Origin of the sequence: Pseudomonas fluorescens HK44 (genome assembly GCF_000217955.3) — a bacterium.
Classification (GTDB): Bacteria; Pseudomonadota; Gammaproteobacteria; order Pseudomonadales; family Pseudomonadaceae; genus Aquipseudomonas; species Aquipseudomonas fluorescens_AQ.
In genome coordinates, this window is sequence record NZ_AFOY02000015.1 from 956,350 (window position 1) to 974,535 (window position 18,186).

The following is an 18,186-nucleotide window of genomic DNA, read 5'->3' on the forward strand; positions in this document are numbered from 1 at the left end:
TAACAACGTTATCGCCGCATGAAAAACTCACTTACAGAATAAAAAATAGTGCACACCAAGTTTAAGTACACACCCTGCCCGGATTAGTTTAAGGCAACCATATGACTTAGTCGGACGCTCTTAATGCGACTCAATTAACCTGGCTTTCCTACTTCCTCCCTAGATTGGAGAAGTGTTGTTTGAAGTTTACTTTTACGTACAAACTGATAAGACACACCCAGCATAATAAACCACAGCGGGGCGTAGACCAGAGCTTCGCGAGTATCAGGTTCCAAAGTCAGTAAGGCCAAAATGAAGGCAAAGAAGCCCAAGCACAGCCACGCCATAAAAACGCCTCCGGGCATTTTGTACTTCGAGACCTTATGCTGTTCCGGCCGACTTTTCCGGTAAGACAAATAAGACAATAGAATGATCGACCAGACGAACATGAACAAAATGGCTGAGATCGTAGTGATCAAGGTGAAGGCCGTCATCAGGTTCGGGATCAGGTACATCAGCACTGCGCCTAACAATAAACAAATGCAAGAGAAAAGCAGCCCGTTGGACGGAACTGAACGCGTCGATAATTTCTTGAACCCTTGTGACGCATTGCCTTCCTGGGCCAACCCGAAGAGCATACGACTGGTCGAAAACACTCCACTATTGGCAGACGATGCTGCCGACGTCAGCACCACAAAGTTGATGATGCTCGCGGCCGCAGGCAAGCCCGCAATAAGGAAAAGCTCAACAAAGGGGCTTTTATTAGGTTCTTCACGGAATCCGGGAAACCACAGAAACAAGAACGCCGTCGGTGATTGATGTGATGAATGTTCGTGGCGAGCAAACACACACATCTACACAAACCGGCGCGTTCTTATGCCGCGATATTAATACTTCCTTCCTTTTGGAGGGCTTTTCGTCGTCAACATCAACGGCCCTGATGGTGACGGCCTACAGATCGATCTGACTCCCCACGCTACCCGATTCCCTTCCTGTGGCGGCTGCCAAAAACCCTGTTCAACCACTCATGAGTATTGCGAGCGAGTCGTTCGTGATTTGCCCATTCTCGGTCGCGCGGTGCGCCTTAGCGTTTTGCTCAGGCGGGTTGGCTGTCGTGACTGTGGCAAACGCATGGAAGCCGTCAGTTGGCTGGATCGCTATGCCCGCATGACGCGCCGCTTGGCCGATGCGGTCATTCAAGCCTGTGAGCGCCTTCCCACGCTACACGTGGCTCAACTGTTTGGGCTGCATTGGGACACCGTCCGGTTGCTGGAGCGTCGAGCCTTGCAAACGGCGCTAAGTAATCTGCCGAAGGCGCAACCGCGACGCCTGGTAATGGACGAGTTCGCGCTGTTCAAAGGTCATCGCTACGCCAGCGTGGTCCTGGATGCCGATACACGACGAGTGCTGTGGATCGGCGAAGGCCGCAGCCGGGCGGCGGTCAGACCGTTCTTCGAAGAACTGGGACCAGAGGGTTGTGCTCGAATCGAAGCGGTAGCGATGGACATGAACACCGCTTTTGATCTGGAGGTTCGCCAGCACTGCCCCAAAGCCCGAGTGGTCTACGACCTCTTTCATGTGGTAGCCAAATATGGCCGAGAGGTGATTGATCGGGTCCGCGTCGACGAGGCTAACCGGCTGCGTCATGACAAGCCGGCTCGCAAGGTCATCAAGCAGGCGCGATGGCTGTTGCTGCGTAACCCGCAGAACCTGAAAACGCCGGAACAACAGGTCCATTTACAGGATTTACTGGCGGCCAACCAATCGTTGATGACGGTCTATCTGATGAAGGCTGAACTCAAAACGCTCTGGACGCCGAGTACCGCCTGGGGCTGGAGATCGGCCTGGAAGCAATGGTTGCGCCATGCTCATGAAAGCGCGATACCCGCCCTGATCCAGTTCGCCAGACGGCTAAAGGATTACTGGCGGGGCATCGTCAGTCGGGTTCGCTGGCCGATGCACACCGGTCAGTTGGAAGGAATAAACAATCGAATAAAGGTCATCAAGCGGATGGCGTACGGTTACCGGGATAGCGAGTTCTTTTTCATGAAGATCAAGAGCGTCTTTCCCGGTAATCCGTGATGAACCTTTTATTAGCCACCACATCGCGCCAAGGGGTCACCGTCATGATGGCGATCAAAGCAAACACGTAGAAAATGATGATTCGGATCGGTATGGAGTTAATGGCGCGTGGCAGATTGCGCTCCGGGTTTTTTGCTTCAGCGGCCGTTGTGCCTACCAGTTCGATACCGACGAACGCGAAGACTGCGATCTGGAATCCTGCGAAAAAGCCCATGAGCCCGTGCGGAAACATGCCACCGTCATTCCACAGATTGGCCACAGTGGGTATCTTGCCAGTTGGCGATTGATAACCAGAAAATGCTAAATATGCGCCGGTACAAACTAAAGCACAAATAGCCACGATTTTAATCATGGCAAACCAGAACTCCATTTCTCCGAACATCTTCACGGTTATCAGGTTGAGTGACAACAACAACCCCACACAGGTGAGGGCTGGAGCCCATTGAGGAATATCTGGGAACCAGAACTGCGAATATGCGGAGATAGCGATGACATCCGCAATGCCGGTTATGATCCAACAGAACCAATAGGTCCATCCGGTAAAATAGCCAGCCCAAGGGCCTAACAGATCCGAAGAGAAGTCGATAAAAGATTTGTAATTGAGATTCGACAGCAGCAACTCACCCATGGCGCGCATGACAAAAAACAGCATGAAACCAATAATCATATAGACAAATATTATTGAAGGGCCTGCCAGACTTATGGTTTTGCCTGACCCCATGAACAGGCCCGTACCAATGGCCCCCCCGATAGCGATCAATTGTATATGACGGTTAGATAAACTGCGTTTTAGATCGCTTTTTTTCCCAGTCGATTCTGAAGCTGGCGCATTAATTGTCATTTTTTTAGCCCCACTAGGTGAATCATGATTATTTTTATGAGCTACATTATCGCAATAACTTTTACCGATGGCGCTAACCACCAAAGGTAGTTAAAACCCTTGTTATTCGTATGTATTTTTTTAAGTAATCGTTCCCTCCTATTACCTTGTTGATACAACAGCAGGCACTTGTTTGTCGGCATGGTACGAAGAACGCACCAACGGACCTGAAGCCACATTCTTGAACCCCATCTTCAACCCTTGCTCGGCAAACCACACAAAGGCGTCCGGGTGCACGAAACGCTGCACCGGCAGGTGGCTGCGCGATGGCTGCAGGTATTGCCCCAGGGTCAGCATGTCGACCTGATGCTCACGCATGCGCTGCATCACCTCGATCACTTCATCGTCCGTCTCCCCCAACTTCACCCCGGCCTGCAATGGCAGTGGACGGGTGGGTTGAGGCAGGATTTCGCTCATGACCTTGCTCCAGTAATCGTGTCTTCAGCCACGGTAGTAACGCTGTGCCACGAACGGTGTCTTGACCACCCGCATCGGCACCAGCTTGCCGCGTACCTGGGCGAAGACTTTGGTCTCCAGCGTGGTGAAGGCGATCTCCACATAACCCATCGCCAGCGGTCCGCCCAGGCTAGGACCAAAGCCGCCACTGGTGACCCGGCCGATCACTTGCTCGTGAGCGTTGACGATCAGCGCACCTTCACGCACTGGCACGCGCTCCGTGGGCAACAGCCCGACGCGCTTGCTGTGCACACCATCGTGCTGCTGCGCGAGGATGCGCTCGGCGCCGGGGAAACCACCGGCGCGCACGCCTTCGGCACGCCGCGCCTTGGAGATCGCCCAGGCCAGACTGGCCTCGATCGGCGTGATGCGCTGTTCCATGTCATGCCCGTACAGACACAGGCCTGCTTCCAGGCGCAACGAGTCGCGGGCGCCCAAGCCGATCGCCTTGACCTCGGGCTCGGCCAACAGAGAACGGGCGAGCATCTGCGCGTCTGCCACCGGTACGGAAATTTCGTAGCCATCCTCACCGGTGTAACCCGAGCGGCTGACGTAACACTCGACACCTAGCAGCTTCACACTGGCAAACTGCATGAAGGTCATGGCCTTGACCTCGGGCGCCAGGCGGCTCAGCACCTGGGCTGCAAGCGGCCCTTGCAGTGCAAGCAAAGCGCGGCTGTCGAACAGCGACTCGACCTCGCACAGCCCTTCCAGGTGCTGCTTGAGGTGCGCCAGGTCCTGGTCCTTGCAGGCGGCGTTGACCACCAGGAACAGATGATCACCAGCGTTGGCCACCATCAGATCATCGAGGATGCCACCGTCGTCATTGGTGAACAGCGCGTAGCGCTGCATGCCCACCGGCAGGTCGATGATATCGACCGGCACCAGGGCTTCCAGAGCCTTGGCCGCACCGGCGCCGTGCAGGCGGATCTGGCCCATGTGCGAGACGTCAAACAGGCCAGCCTGCTCGCGGGTGTGCAGGTGTTCCTTGAGCACGCCCATCGGGTATTGCACCGGCATGTCGTAGCCGGCGAAGGGCACCATGCGTGCGCCAAGCTCCAGGTGCAGGGCATGCAGTGCGGTTTTTTGTAGTTGTTCGGTAGACATGGGGGATTCCTAGCATTTGATGATGTTGACGGCCAAGCCGCTACGGGCAGTCTCTGTGTATTTGCTTCTCATGTCGTCGCCGGTCTAGCGCATGGTGCGGATCGACCTTGTCGAGCGAAACGAAGTGCTGGCCGTCGCCGCGCAAGGCCATGCGCGCGGCATCGATGAACTTCACCGAGCCCATGGCATTGCGTTCTATGCACAACAAACCCTGCTTCGTGATCAGGCCCGGTAAACCGGGAACAGCTCACAGAGCTCCGACACCCGTTTGGCAAGGGAAATAGCCTTGACCAATGTGGTTGCGAAACAGCTCGTTCTTCGCAGCGATGGCCTTGATTGCGGCCAGCGAGTCGTGGCCGGTCAGCTCACCGGACGCTTCCAGGCGCAGCCATTCATGTTCGGAGGTAAAACACAGAGTGCTCATGGATCTTCCTCTTGTTATTCGGTAAGTTCCGGTGCAGGACTGATTGAACAAGAGCAAGGGCGATGCCAATTATTAAAACTACTTAATATTCAGATGGTTACGTAAATAACAGATATTTTTATCGATGCTGATGTAGTGAAATCGCTCCAGCCCGATGGAGGATTAAGTTGTCATTGGACGGCTTAACCAGCGAACGGCGTGGCTTGTGCCGCACTGGATCGAAACAACTCCAACGGAAAGAAATCGTTACAACGGAAGGAAATCGTTACAACGGAACAAGGTCAAGATGTTTTCAAGACCCGATTAAGTACCTATTCGCGCAAATAACTAGCTCCGCATAAATCGCCTTCAAGTCATAGGCGCTCTGCGCCTCAAACATCATGAACAGGCTGAGGTATCGGTGCAGTCCATTCCCGGCAGAGGCGTACAGTGGGCTCCCTGGCCAGCGGCTCGCCGGTCAGGTCGCAGCGTGCATGATCTTTTTCGATGAGAAAGTGGACGCACTGCCGACATAAGCCGAATGCGTGCTGACCGTTGAGCCGTTGTAGGGGGGCATCAGGCTGCGTCTCATCGAGTCACGCGAAATCGTGTGGCTGCGATCGACGGTACCGGCCTGGTGATCTATTTCAACATCGCCAAACGGGTGATGACCGACCTGCCGGCTTGAGCCACCCGCCAGGCAGCCCCGAATCGCCAGATTCCGGGGCCGCCTCGACTGTGAAAAATGGCGGAAGGCAGCAGGAGTCGAACCTGCCCGGGAACGGCTGCCGTCCCCAACCGGGTTTGAAGCCCGGCCGCGCCACCGGACGCGATTACCTTCCTTGACGTCAGCTCTCGGGTCGCTGTGCCAGGGCATTGTCCGCACGGATGCGACGCTGGTCGCCAAGCCGCCGGGTCAAGCCGATCCGGTCGAAGAACTCGAGTATCTGGATGCTGCGCTTGCGGCCGATCCCTACCTTGTCGCGGAACGCCGCCGCCTGTATCAGCGGATTGTCGTCGACCAGTTGCATCAGCATAGCCGCCAGCTGGCGCACCGACGCGTCGAGGTAAAACAAGTCACGGACGACCTGGTGAACCAGTCCTAGTCTCGCCAACTTGCGCAACAGCAAACGCACGACAGCTTCGTCACGGCCAATGGCGCTGGCCAGGTTGCGCACCCAGGGTGGATCGAAGCCAGCTTGTTCGAACAATGGCTGCAACTGCTGCCACATGGCCTCGTCTTCTTCACTCAGGCGCACCCGGTGTTCGGGTAAGTGCAGCCACGGTCCACTGACTGCAATGGCACCGCTGGACAGCAGTTCGTCGAGCAGACTGATGAACGTCGGTCGGTCCAGCGACATGGCCGAAAACCGGCGCAAGCGATCCCGGTCCGGGCCTAGCTCATCCGGTTCAAGTTGATGAAAGTGCGCCAGGTGTTCCAACAACAAAACTTTCAGCGCCTCCCAGCGTTCGGTGTTGAACAATAACGGGCCTTGGCGCGTAGCAATGACACGGACATCCGCCGGCAAATGCCAGGTGTTGCGCAGGCGATTGAACTGGCGCTCCAGGCGCACCGGGTCAAGCCCGGCGTCACTATTGGCAAGCAGCACTGGCAGTATTTGCTCCAGACTTTCGCGGGTCGCCAGGGCTTGCAACTGAGCCAGCCTGGCCGGACTGCGGCGCTGGCGGGCCGGTGCAAACGGATCGAGCACCCGCCCGCCGCCGAGGGTACGCCGCGCACTCTGGTCGCGCAGAACCAGACGGTCGCCATGCACCGCCTGCAACGGCGTGTTCAGCAACAACTGCGCGAACATCCGCGCACCCGGTGCCAGGCGTGTGCCCTCCAGCAAGGCGACCCGGGCGGTAACGTCCTGAGTGCCCAGATGCACGTGCACCGGGCTGAAATGTTCGAAGGCGCGTGGCTCGCTGGCCAGCAACTGCATCTCGATGTCGAGGCGCTGCGTGGGTGCGAACAGCCACTCGGCCAGCAACCAGTCACCGCGGTGAATCTGTTCCAGGGCCAGGCGTTCGGCACTCAGGTTCAACGCCACCCGCTGCCCGGCCCACGCCTCGACGACGACGTGATTCTGCGCATGCAAATTCCGCACTCGCACAGGCTTGCCCGTCTGGCCCAACAGCAGTGTGTCACCCACCCTCACCTGCCCGGCCAGCGCTGTGCCGGTGACCACAATACCGGCGCCGGCGACGCTGAAAGCGCGGTCGATTGCCAGACGAAATCCTCCGCTGGCGCTACGCTGCCGGACCTCATGCTGGGCGGCCAACAATGCCTGGCGCAGGGCTTCAACGCCCTCCCCGGTCAGGCTCGACACGGCGAACTGCGGCGCGCCGCAATAGGGCCCCGGCGCCAGCAACGCGGCGACCTGGGCGTGTACCGACTGCACCCGTGCAGGCTCGACCCGGTCGATTTTGCTGATCACCACCAGTGCCCGTGGAATCCCCAGTAGTTCGACAATCGCCAAGTGCTCGCGGGTCTGGGGCATGACCCCGTCATCGGCGGCCACCACCAGCAGCACCAGGTCAATGCCCTGAGCACCGGCGAGCATGTTGTGGATGAAGCGCTCATGCCCCGGCACGTCGATAAAACCGGTCAACTCTGCCCCAGGTTCCAACGGCGCATAAAGGAAGCCCAGGTCGATGGTGATGCCGCGTTCGCGTTCTTCCCGGTGGCGATCGCCGGCCTGTCCCGTCAGGGCCTTGAGCAAGGCCGTTTTACCGTGGTCAATGTGTCCAGCGGTGCCGACGATCACCTTGCCTCCCCCACTCCTTGCAGCAAGTCGAGCTGAGCGAGCCAGACCGCTTCGTCGTCCAGTTGGCGCAGGTCCAGCCAGAGCGCATCGTCGTCAATACGACCGAGCACCGGAATGGGCAAGGCTCGAAAAGCCGCTTCCAGGCCATGCAGTTGCCGACCACGCAAGCGTTTGGACACGTGCGGACGCAGGCACAGGGCGGCGCTTGGCAAGCGCGCAATCGGTTGGCTGCCGCTGCCGATCATGCCCAGCGCCGGCAGCGCGGTTACCGCCCAGCCGTCGCCCAGTACACCTGCCAGCAACGGACACAGGCGTTCGGCTTGAGCGAGGATATCGGCTTGCGGGCGGGTGAGCAGGCGCAGGCTGGGCAAGCGCTCGGCCAATCGATCGGGATCACGGTACAAGCCCAGCACGGCTTCGAGGGCGGCCAGGGTCAGTTTATCCACGCGCAGGGCCCGTTTGAGCGGGTTCTTCTTGATCCGGGCGATCAGCTCCTTGCGACCGACGATCAACCCTGCCTGAGGACCACCGAGCAACTTGTCACCGCTGAAGGTGACGATATCGGCCCCGTCGGCCAGCGCCTGGCGCACGGTAGGTTCGGCGGGCAGGCCCCAGCGGGTCAGGTCCAGCAGACTGCCGCTGCCCAAATCTTCAAGCAATGGCAGTCCGTGCCGATGGGCCAGTAGCGCCAGTTCAGCGGTCGGTACCTGGGCCGTAAAGCCTTGAATGCTGTAATTGCTCGCGTGGACGCGCATCAACAAGCCGCTGCGCGGGCCGATGGCAGCTTCGTAGTCTTGGGGATGGGTGCGGTTGGTGGTGCCGACTTCATGCAGTCTGACCCCGGCCCGCGCCATGATGTCGGGGATGCGGAACGCCCCGCCGATTTCGATCAGTTCGCCGCGGGAGATGATGCCTTCTTTGCGCGCTCCCAGGCTATTGAGTGCGAGCAACACGGCGGCGGCGTTGTTGTTGACCACCGTCACCGCCTCGGCACCGGTCAGCTCGCGTAGCAGGCCTTCAATCAGGTCGTCGCGATCACCGCGCTTGCCACTTGCCAGGTCGAATTCCAGATTCAGCGGATAGCGGGCAGCCTGTTGCACCGCCTCGATCGCTTCCTCCGGCAACAGTGCCCGACCGAGGTTGGTATGCAATACCGTGCCGGTAAGGTTGAACACTCGCCGTACCCGACTGCGGTACTGGTTCGCCAGACGTTCGCCTGCCCTCCCCGCCAATACCTGAGCCGTGAGCTCAATGGCGTCAAGCTGACCCCGTTGCACCGGTTCACGTACATCGTCGAGTAACTGTCGCAGGGTCGCGAGCAAGGCATCACGGCCATAACGTTCTGCCAGTGGCTGGCAGGCAGCGTTGCGCAACAGACTATCGATGGAAGGTAAACGCGCGGGGACGCAGGCAAGTTTTGCGGGCATCAAGGGGGCTCCCTGAAACGGTTGGCCGTCGCGGGAGTGGAATGAAACAGGCTCCGGTCCCGGAAACCTGAGTGTAGCCGCTGTGATCAATCTCCCCCTGGCGCCAGCATCAGGTTCGGTGCCAGCCGCTGGTAACCTTCCAGGTCCAGGCGCATGTCCAGCGTCAAGCTCGCGAGGTCCGCTGAGAGGGCTTCGGCGTCAGCGTCATTTTCCAGATAGAGCAGTTTCAGGTAGCTGTTGCAGCCGGGACAGATTTCAGCCCGCAGTGGCGCCTGGCTGGCCGTATGCCGATCATCCTCGAAACTTAAGTATTTGAGCCCCTTGCTCTGCTCGCAATAGACGCACTTGACCCGCACCACATGCCATTCGCAGGCACACAGCGAACAGACCAGATAACGCAACCCGTTGTATTTTCCTCGCTGGTGAATCACCCCGGCCATGGCCGGCGAACCACAGGCCGGGCATTGGCCAAGGCTGGCGCAAGGCTTCAGTTCGCCCGCCGGCATGTTGAGCAGCCAATAGCTCCATGCCGCCTGCAACGCCGCACCGAGAAACGGCACCAGTGCCGCTGGCAGCGCTGCATACTGGCCGCTGAGCAAGGCAATCGCCCAGACCTTGCGCTGTCCGGCGCTGGCGGTGTGCAAGGTTGCCACGGCGCTTTTCACGGCCGAACGCGGCGGCGCCTGGTAACGCCGCAGCAAGGTTTCCAGGTACGGCAGCCAGCCGTCCTCGCGCACCAGACTGTCGGCAGCGAGCGGCGGCAAGCCATGTTCCTGGCACAACAACAGACGCTCAGGGTCCGGCGCCGGGGCCAGCGGTGGCTCGTCCAACAGGCTTTGCTGGACGTAACACAGGTCGGCCACCAGCCGCAGGAAGTCGGCCAGTGGATGCCCGTTGGCCAGTCGCTCCAGGCGCATCGCGCGCAAGGTGAACAGATTGTGCGGCGGCAGGCGCAGGAATGGCGGCGTGCTTGCCGCCGCCTCGATTTGTCCGGGCTCGAGTATCGTGCTCAAGGCATCATCCTTTCTTGCTTATCTGGCTGTCAGGGTTCTCGTCGCGCGTTACCTCGCGGTACCAGAGTGCATGATGTTTCTTCGCCCAGGCACGGCTGACCCCGCCATGCAGCATCGCGCTGACCGAGCCCTTGATCCAGATGCCGGCGTAGATGTGCACGATGATGCTCAGCACCAGCACGAACGCCGCCAGGGCATGCAACAGCATCGCCAGGCGAATCGAGGTGATACCGAAGTATTGGCTGAAATAGACTCGCCAGATCACCACCCCGCTAAACAGAAGCACCAGCATGCAGGCCAGCAGGGTCCAGAACAGCAGCTTCTGCCCCGGGTTGTACTTGCCAATGGGCGGTACGCCTTCCTCCTCATTGCGCATCACCCGGTTGACCCGTTTCAGCCACAGGCGGTCGTTGGCAATAAAGACATTGGCCCGCCAGAAGCTGATCACCAGCCCCAGGAAAAACACGAACATCAGCACGCCCATGAAGGGGTGCAGGATGCGCGTCCAGGGCCCGCCGCCAAACAACTCGCTGAGCCAGAACAGCGACGGGTGGAACAGTGCCAGACCCGACAGGGCCGCCATGAAGAACAGAATCGCCACCAGCCAGTGGTTGGTGCGCTCGTTGACGTTATAGCGCAGGATCGTTTTGTCTTTCATGGTCGCCTGTCCTCCTGCGATCCTGGCGTTTTCGGGTCATAGACATGCACGGTCGGGTCGACCTCATGCACGCTGGAGTCCTTGCCCGGTGGGTGTTCGTCTTCCTCGACGCGCTGCGGGCCGATGCGCACGTAATGGAAGAAACCCGCCAGCACCGCGGCGCCCATGGCCAACAACGCCAGTGGTTTGCTCACGCCTTTCCACAGCCCGACCAATGGACTGATGGCTGGCTGATTTGGCAAACCGGCGTACAACGATGGCTGGTCGGCGTGGTGCAGGACGTACATCACATGCGTGCCGCCGACGCCGGCAGGATCGTACAGACCGGCGTTGTCGAAGCCCCGTGACTTGAGGTCAACGATGCGTTCGGCGGCGTGTTCTTTCATGTCCTCCTTGCTGCCAAACACAATGGCGCCGGTCGGGCAGGTCTTGACGCACGCCGGTTCCAGCCCGACCGCTACCCGGTCCGAACACAGCGTGCACTTGTAGGCCTTGTGGTCTTTGCGCGAAATGCGCGGAATGTTGAACGGGCAGCCGGTGATGCAATAGCCGCAGCCGATGCAATGGTCCTGATCGAAGTCGACGATGCCATTGGCGTGCTTGATGATCGCCCCCGGACTTGGACAGGCCGCGAGGCAGCCGGGCTCGGCGCAGTGCATGCAGCCGTCCTTGCGGATCAGCCATTCAAGGTTGCCGGCGTCGGTTTCGTGCTCGGTGAAGCGCATCAGGGTCCAGGTCTCGGCGCTGAGGTCCTGCGGGTTGTCGTAAGTTCCATGGTTGTGACCGACCTCGTCGCGCAATTCGTTCCATTCCGAACAGGCCACCTGACAGGCCTTGCAACCGATGCATTTGGTGGTATCGATGAGTTTGGCGACTTCCTCCTGTTGGCGTACCGAAGGCGGCAAGGTGGTGGTGGCCGAACGGGCAATGATGTCTTGGTTGGCCATCAGATTTTCTCCACATTGACCAGGAACGACTTGGATTCCGGGGTCTGTGTATTACCGTCACCGAGGAACGGCACCAGGGTGTTTGTCAGGTAGCCATGCCGGGTTGCCCCGGTGAAACCCCAGTGCAACGGGATGCCAATATGGTGCACGGTCTGGTTGTTGACCTGCAGCGGACGAATCCGCTTGGTCACCACCGCCACCGCCTCGATATGCCCGCGTTTGGAGCTGACCCTTACCCGGTCGCCTGGGGCAATCCCCTTTTCCTTGGCCAGCGCTTCACCAATCTCGACGAACTGCTCGGGCTGGGTGATGGCATTGATCGGGCAGTGTTTGGTCCAGAAATGGAAGTGCTCGGTGAGCCGGTAGCTCGTGGCGGCATAGGGGAAATCCTTCGCCGTCCCGAGCGACTCCCAGACCGAATCGAAGATGCGCCCGGCCGGGTTGCTGGTCGCCTTCTTGTTGGTGGGGTGCAGCGGGTTGATGCCGATAGGCGTTTCGAACGGCTCGTAATGTTCCGGGAAGGGACCTTCGTTCATCTTGTCGAGGGCGAAGAAACGCGCCACCCCTTCGGGGTTCATGATGAACGGGTTCATGCCCGCTTCCGGCGCCACGTCGGCTTTGTAGTCGGGCACGTCGGTGCCGCCCCAGGTCTTGCCGTTCCACCACACCAGGCGCTTTTTCGGATCCCAGGGTTGTCCTTTCGGGTCGGCCGAGGCGCGGTTGTAGAGAATGCGCCGGTTCATCGGCCAGGCCCAGGCCCATCCCAGGTTCTGCTTCATTCCGAAAGGGTCGCTGTTGTCGCGGCGGGCCATCTGGTTGCCCTGCTCGGTCCAGCTGCCGCAGAAGATCCAGCAGCCCGACGCCGTGCTGCCGTCGTCCTTGAGCTGGGCGAAACCGGACAACTGCTGCCCGGCCTTGAGCGTCGCTCCCGTGGCGTCGGTGACGTCGGCAACGGCGTAGCCATTGAACTCCTTGGCAATCTCTTCCGGTGTCGGATCGTCAGGCATCTTGTAGGGCCAGCTGAGCTTGAGAATCGGCTCGGCGAAAGCACCGCCGTTGGCCTGGTAGCGCTGACGCAAACGGATGAACAGCTCGCTCATGATCTTGATGTCGGTGCGTGCTTGTCCCGGGCCGTCGGCGCCCTTCCAGTGCCATTGCAGCCAGCGGCCGCTGTTGACCAGCGAGCCGTCCTCTTCGGCGAAGCAGGTGGTGGGCAGGCGGATGACTTCGGTCTGGATGCCGGCCGTTTCGACATCATTGTAAGGCCCGACATTGCGCCAGAACTCCGAGGTCTCGGTGGCGAGGGGGTCCATCACCACCAGCCACTTGAGTTTGGCCAGCGCGGCCATCACCCGGTTTTTGTCGGGCAAGGCTGCGATAGGATTGAAGCCTTGGCAGACGTAGCCGTTGATTTGCCCCTTGGACATCATGTCGAACACTTTCAGGATGTCGTAGCCGGGGATGTCGAGCTTGGGCAACCAGTCGTAGCCCCAGTGGTTGTCGGCGGTGGCATTGGCGCCGTACCAGGCCTTCATCAGGCTGACGTGGAACTTGCCGTAGTTTTGCCAGTAAGACAGCTGTCCGGGCCGAAGTGGCTTGAGCGCACGCTTGGCGATGTAGGCGTCGTAGTCCTGTTCGGCGTCGCCCGGCAGGGTCAGGTAGCCGGGCAGCAGGTTCGACAGCAACCCGAGGTCGGTCAGGCCCTGGATGTTGGAATGCCCGCGCAGGGCATTGACGCCCCCGCCCGGCATGCCGACGTTGCCCAGCAGCAACTGCACCATGGCCGCGCTGCGAATCATCTGCGAGCCCGTCGAATGCTGGGTCCAGCCCAGCGCATAGAGAATCGTCATGGTCTTGCCCGGTTGCGAGCAAGTGGCGATCTCTTCCCAGATCTTCTGCAGGGCGTCTTGCGGCATGCCGCAGATCTGACTGGTCAGCTCCAGGGTGTAGCGGCTGTAATGCTGCTTCATCAACTGGTAGACGCAACGCGGGTGCATCAGGGACGGATCGACTTTGGCAAAACCGTCCTCGCCGATTTCATAGCCCCAACTGGACTTGTCGCTGTAGGTGCGCTTGGTCGCGTCGTAGCCGGTAAACAGCCCGTCCTCGAAACCAAAGTCAGCCTTGACGATGAACGCCACGTCCGTATAGGCGTGCACGTACTCGTGCTGGATCTTGTTTTCAGTGAGCAAATAGTTGATCAGACCGCCCATGAAGGCGATGTCGGTGCCAGTGCGGATCGGTGCGTAATAGTCGGCCACCGAGGCGGTACGGGTGAAGCGCGGGTCGACCACAATCAGTCGCGCCTGGTTGTGCGCTTTGGCTTCGGTCACCCATTTAAAGCCACAGGGGTGGGCTTCGGCGGCGTTACCGCCCATGACCAGGACCAGATTCGCGTTGGCGATATCGGTCCAGTGGTTGGTCATCGCACCTCGGCCATACGTTGGGGCAAGACTTGCCACCGTCGGGCCATGTCAGACACGTGCCTGGTTATCGAACCCCAGCATGCCCAGACTGCGAACGACCTTGTGGGTCATGTAACCGGCTTCGTTGGAAGATGCCGAGGCAGCGAGAAAACCCGTCGTCAGCCAACGGTTGACCGTCTGGCCCTGGGCGTTCTTCTCGATGAAGTTGGCGTCACGGTCGGCCTTCATCAGGTCGGCGATGCGATCCAGTGCTTCATCCCAGGACACCCGCGTCCACTCCTTGCTGCCCGGTTTACGTACCTGCGGATATTGCAGCCGGCTGGGGCTATGGACGAAGTCCAGCAAGCCTGCGCCTTTGGGGCACAGCGTGCCGCGGTTGACCGGGTGATCGGCATCCCCTTCGATATGGATGATGCTCTGGCTGACGTTCTTGGCCGCATCGCCCTGGCTGTACATGATCAAGCCGCAACCCACCGAACAGTAGGGGCAGGTATTGCGGGTTTCACGGGTATGAGCCAGCTTGAAGTGGCGGACTTGCTCGGCGAAGGCTGGCGCGGGGGCCATGCCCAGCGCGGCCAGGCTGGAGCCTCCAAGGCCGATAGCGGCGACCTTGAAGAACTGACGACGGTTGAGGTCCATCGTGCGCTCCTGATCAGGTGGAGTTACCCGGAACTTGCCCGGGAAATCTTGGACGAACACGGTGACTGAATGACGGCCGCCGACACTTGAAACTATAGTCAAGATTGCCCGGGATGTAACGAAATCCGGTCGTCGGCGGTGTACTCAGAGCTCCGGCGCGTCATTGCCTCCTTTCCCGATCACGTCATCCACCCAGCTCATGGCCGCAATGACCGTCGGGAAACCGATCGTGCTGGTCAATGCGATCAGTGTGTGATGGATCTCCTCTGTCGTGGCGCCCGCCGCCAGCGCTCGTCGGGTATGACTGTGCACGGCGCCTTCCGAGCGGATCGCCGCCGCGGCACCGAGCTGAATCAGCTGGACGGTTTTCGCGTCCAGCGGCCCGGCATGATGCACCGCTGTACCCAAGGCCTCCAAAGCACTGAAGTAATCAGGATATAGATGCTTGAGACGTTGGTACGTGTACGGGTTGTGATCGCTTTTGTTGTCCATCGTAGTCTCCTCGCGTTGACGGTTCGATTCAGGTCTTGCCCTTTACTTCAGACAGCGTTCTACAAGCTCCTCGGCGCTGGTTACCGGGGGTTCACACGTGCGGTTTCGGCAGACATAGGCGCTGGTTTGTCCCGCGAGCGTATGCCGGCCCGCGCCGATGGGCACATCCTCGGCAAAGGCCAGGACGCGCGCCGGCAGGTAGCGGCGCAACAAACTCGCGACCAAGGCGCTGGCGGCGGAACGTTCGCCGGCAATGACGATGCTGATCGGGCCACGCTGTACCCAGTCCTGCGCCGCCAGCAGATGGGCGAAGCCGAAGGGATTCTGTGCGGCTGCGGCGCGGTACATCGCCAGTACCTGCTCGGCACGCTCGCGGTAAAGCTCGCGGCCGGTCAGTTCAAAAAGTCGCAGGAAAGCCAACACGCAGGCCGAGGTTCCCGACGGCCAGGCACTGTCGTGTGGCGCTCGAGGCCTGTGCACCAGGGGCTCGCCATCGCTGGGCGTGAAGTAGAGCCCGTCCTCCCAGAACTTGTCGAGGATCACCTCAACCAGTTGCGTGGCGCGTTCGACATAGCGTTTATCGAAGTCGCACTCGTAGAGATCGATCAAGGCGTTGGCGAGGAAGGCGTAGTCTTCGAGGAAGCCTGGGACCTTCGCCACGCCCTCTCGCCAGGCCCGGTACAGGCCACCTTCTGGTGTCGACAGTCGGTCCAGAATGAAATCGGCGGCGCGCCTCGCGGCGTCCAGATACGTTGTGGTTCCGGTCGCTTGGTATGCCGCGCAGAGCCCCTGGATCATTAACGCGTTCCAGCTGGTGAGGATGTTCTCGTCGCGCCCCGGACGAATTCGCTGGGCACGCGCCAGCAATAACCTGTCGCGCAGCCCCTTGAGCTGTACTTCCTGCGCCGCGTCCAGTTCGACTGCACGGTGCAGCACGCTGCTGCCATGCTCGAAGTTGCCGGTGGCGGTGACGCCGTAAGCCCGGCAGGCCAGCGCAGCATCCGGCTCACCGAGCGCGGCTTGCACCTGAGCGGGTGTCCACACGTAGAACTTGCCCTCTTCGCCCTCGCTGTCAGCGTCTTCACTGGCGTAGAAACCACCTTCAGGATGGGTCATGTCACGCAGGATGTAGTCGATGGTTTCCTCGAACACACGCCGCCAGGCAGGCTTGCCGGTCTCGCGATAGGCGTCGGCATAGAGCTTCACGAGCTGGCCGTTGTCGTAGAGCATCTTTTCGAAATGAGGGACGGCCCAGCGTTCATCCACACAATAACGAGCAAAGCCGCCGCCCAGGTGATCGTAGAGCCCGCTGGCGGCCATGCGATCGAGGGTCAGCTCCACCGAATGCAGCAAATCCGGCTCGTGCAGACGCTGATAGAGGCGCAGGACGAGATCATGGCAGGCCGGGTTGGGAAATTTCGGAGCGTTACCCAGGCCGCCGTTCACCGGGTCGGTGTTTCGGGCAAACAACCGGGCAGCGGCAGCCGGCTGGTCTGGCTCCAGCGGTGTATCACCCTCCAGCTCCGCCGCCTCCAGCTTGCGGTAACCCTGAAGGAACTACTTGACGTTCTGTTGCAGCGCCGCGCGATTGTTCTGCCAGGCGTCGCTCAGACCGAGCAGGAGTTGAGAGAAGCCTGGCCGGCCATAACCGTCGTCTGGCGGAAAGTAAGTGCCGCCGAAAAACGGCTCGCGCTGCGCAGTCAAGAACACCGTTAACGGCCAGCCACCGCCCTGCCCCATCATTTGTACGACGTGTTGATAGATGTCGTCGAGGTCAGGCCGTTCCTGGCGGTCGACTTTGATATTGATGAAGCGCTCGTTCATCAGGCGCGCGGTCTCGGGGTTCTCGAACGACTCGTGAGCCATCACATGACACCAGTGGCAGGCGGCATAGCCCAGCGACAGGTGGATGGGCTTGTCCTCGTCGCGCGCGCGGCGGAACGCTTCCTCGCCCCACGGATACCAATCGACGGGGTTCTCTGCGTGCTGGCGCAGATAGGGCGAAGTCTCGTTGGCGAGTCGATTGCTCATGGCTGGCTCATCACGCCGGGTTCCTCAGAACAGCCCCAACTGCAAACGCGCCGCCTCGGACATGCGGCTTTGATCCCAAGGCGGGTCCCAGACGATCTCGACCTCGACCTCGCTGACCCCAGGGATAGTCTGGACTTTAGTGCGCGCCTCCTCCTGCAGCACATCGCCCATTCCGCAACCGGGCGCGGTCATGGACATCTTGATCTCGACGCGCTGGCCGCCGTCGGCGAGCAGGCGGGTTTCACAGTGGTAGATCAGCCCGAGATCGACCACATTGACCGGAATCTCCGGGTCGTAGACGGTGCGCAGCATGTCGAGCACCTGCTGAATGTCGAAGCCACCTCTGCTCGTTGGTTGGCTGCTCACCTGGGGCTGCCCTTGCTGCTGAGCATCCCGCCCCAACGCATCGGCGTCAGCGGCGGCGATCCGTGCCAGCCGGCCCCTGGAGATTTGCACCGTGAAGCTGCCACCGAGCGCCTGGGTTACCACCACCCGCTCGCCACGGCCCAGTTGCAGTCGCTCCCCGCCTGGAATCAGAGTCACCGCGCAGTCGCGCGTGAGTTCGATCGGTTGCAGATAGCCCGGTTTATTCGGGTTATCGAAATGGAAGCCGGCGCCATGCAGGTCATACTCGAAATCGACGGACAAGCCATCGGCCCGCCCCGCGCTTGCGGGATCAAGCAACAGCTTGATGCCGTCTGCCTCAACCGTGATATCACCTTCGGCAGCGCGCTCGAAGAAAAACTCATGCGCGAAGTGCTCGTCGATCCTGAGCCGCACACCGCGCACGTGCCCGTCCGCCAAAGCATCGAGCAAGACCCTGCGCGCCGGTTCGCGCAGGTGAATACTGGGGATTGCAAATTTGGCTGCCATGGCTG

The 18,186-nt window shown here is 60.2% G+C and carries 13 protein-coding genes, 1 tRNA gene and 4 pseudogenes; 1 reads left to right on the forward strand and 17 read right to left on the reverse strand.

Going from position 1 to position 18,186, the window contains the following annotated elements:
* Positions 1–134: 134 nt before the first annotated feature.
* Positions 135–746 (reverse strand): annotated as a pseudogene (locus HK44_RS17100) (amino acid permease); the annotation flags it as partial.
* A 160-nt stretch (positions 747–906) separates the two neighbouring features.
* Here HK44_RS17100 and HK44_RS17105 point away from each other — a divergent pair.
* Complete coding sequence (locus tag HK44_RS17105; RefSeq protein ID WP_141651724.1) at positions 907–2,061, forward strand: ISL3 family transposase; 1,155 nt, start codon at positions 907–909, stop codon at positions 2,059–2,061.
* A 7-nt stretch (positions 2,062–2,068) separates the two neighbouring features.
* On the opposite strand, the pseudogene HK44_RS17110 reads toward HK44_RS17105, so the two are convergent.
* From HK44_RS17110 to sufT, 16 genes and pseudogenes are all read right to left on the reverse strand, one after another.
* Positions 2,069–2,902 (reverse strand): annotated as a pseudogene (locus tag HK44_RS17110) (amino acid permease); the annotation flags it as partial.
* Positions 2,903–3,043: 141 nt separating this feature from the next.
* A pseudogene (locus tag HK44_RS17115) lies at positions 3,044–3,301 on the reverse strand (lipoyl synthase); the annotation flags it as partial.
* 81 nt (positions 3,302–3,382) lie between these two features.
* Positions 3,383–4,504: a glycine cleavage system aminomethyltransferase GcvT gene (gcvT, locus tag HK44_RS17120; RefSeq protein ID WP_019690272.1), complete on the reverse strand. Its 1,122-nt coding sequence runs from the start codon at positions 4,502–4,504 to the stop codon at positions 3,383–3,385.
* A 9-nt stretch (positions 4,505–4,513) separates the two neighbouring features.
* A pseudogene (locus tag HK44_RS17125) lies at positions 4,514–4,706 on the reverse strand (L-serine ammonia-lyase, iron-sulfur-dependent, subunit beta); the annotation flags it as partial.
* A gap of 45 nt (positions 4,707–4,751) precedes the next feature.
* Positions 4,752–4,928 carry a hypothetical protein gene (locus tag HK44_RS29845; protein WP_019690270.1) on the reverse strand — a complete coding sequence of 59 codons (177 nt, stop codon included), beginning with the start codon at positions 4,926–4,928 and terminating at the stop codon, positions 4,752–4,754.
* Between the two features lie 725 nt (positions 4,929–5,653).
* Positions 5,654–5,749: transfer RNA gene (locus tag HK44_RS17135), tRNA-Sec, on the reverse strand.
* 6 nt (positions 5,750–5,755) lie between these two features.
* Complete coding sequence (selB, locus tag HK44_RS17140) at positions 5,756–7,675, reverse strand: selenocysteine-specific translation elongation factor (protein WP_019690269.1); 1,920 nt, start codon at positions 7,673–7,675, stop codon at positions 5,756–5,758.
* Positions 7,672–9,102 carry an L-seryl-tRNA(Sec) selenium transferase gene (gene selA, locus HK44_RS17145; RefSeq protein ID WP_019690268.1) on the reverse strand — a complete coding sequence of 477 codons (1,431 nt, stop codon included), beginning with the start codon at positions 9,100–9,102 and terminating at the stop codon, positions 7,672–7,674. The genes selB and selA overlap by 4 nt, the downstream gene beginning before the upstream one ends.
* A gap of 86 nt (positions 9,103–9,188) precedes the next feature.
* Entirely contained in the window at positions 9,189–10,115 is a 927-nt protein-coding gene (fdhE, locus tag HK44_RS17150) for a formate dehydrogenase accessory protein FdhE (protein WP_019690267.1), read from the reverse strand.
* Positions 10,116–10,119: 4 nt separating this feature from the next.
* On the reverse strand, positions 10,120–10,773 hold the full coding sequence (locus HK44_RS17155; protein WP_019690266.1) for a formate dehydrogenase subunit gamma: 654 nt from the start codon (positions 10,771–10,773) through the stop codon (positions 10,120–10,122).
* Positions 10,770–11,720 carry a formate dehydrogenase subunit beta gene (fdxH, locus tag HK44_RS17160; protein ID WP_019690265.1) on the reverse strand — a complete coding sequence of 317 codons (951 nt, stop codon included), beginning with the start codon at positions 11,718–11,720 and terminating at the stop codon, positions 10,770–10,772. The genes HK44_RS17155 and fdxH overlap by 4 nt, the downstream gene beginning before the upstream one ends.
* Complete coding sequence (gene fdnG / locus HK44_RS17165; RefSeq protein ID WP_141651725.1) at positions 11,720–14,785, reverse strand: formate dehydrogenase-N subunit alpha; 3,066 nt, start codon at positions 14,783–14,785, stop codon at positions 11,720–11,722. Before fdnG ends, fdxH begins: the two co-directional genes overlap by 1 nt.
* 144 nt (positions 14,786–14,929) lie before the next feature.
* Positions 14,930–15,277 (reverse strand): carboxymuconolactone decarboxylase family protein, encoded by a 348-nt coding sequence (locus tag HK44_RS17170; RefSeq protein WP_019690262.1) that lies wholly within the window; start codon positions 15,275–15,277, stop codon positions 14,930–14,932.
* A 42-nt stretch (positions 15,278–15,319) separates the two neighbouring features.
* The gene (locus HK44_RS17175; RefSeq protein WP_019690261.1) at positions 15,320–16,747 is read right to left on the reverse strand and encodes a thioredoxin domain-containing protein; all 1,428 of its coding nucleotides are present in this window, start codon (positions 16,745–16,747) and stop codon (positions 15,320–15,322) included.
* Positions 16,748–16,834: 87 nt separating this feature from the next.
* Positions 16,835–17,308, reverse strand: a complete 474-nt coding sequence (locus tag HK44_RS29435; protein WP_019690260.1) for a thioredoxin domain-containing protein — start codon at positions 17,306–17,308, stop codon at positions 16,835–16,837.
* A 24-nt stretch (positions 17,309–17,332) separates the two neighbouring features.
* Complete coding sequence (gene sufT / locus HK44_RS17180) at positions 17,333–18,181, reverse strand: putative Fe-S cluster assembly protein SufT (RefSeq protein ID WP_019690259.1); 849 nt, start codon at positions 18,179–18,181, stop codon at positions 17,333–17,335.
* Between the last annotated feature and the right edge of the window lie 5 nt (positions 18,182–18,186).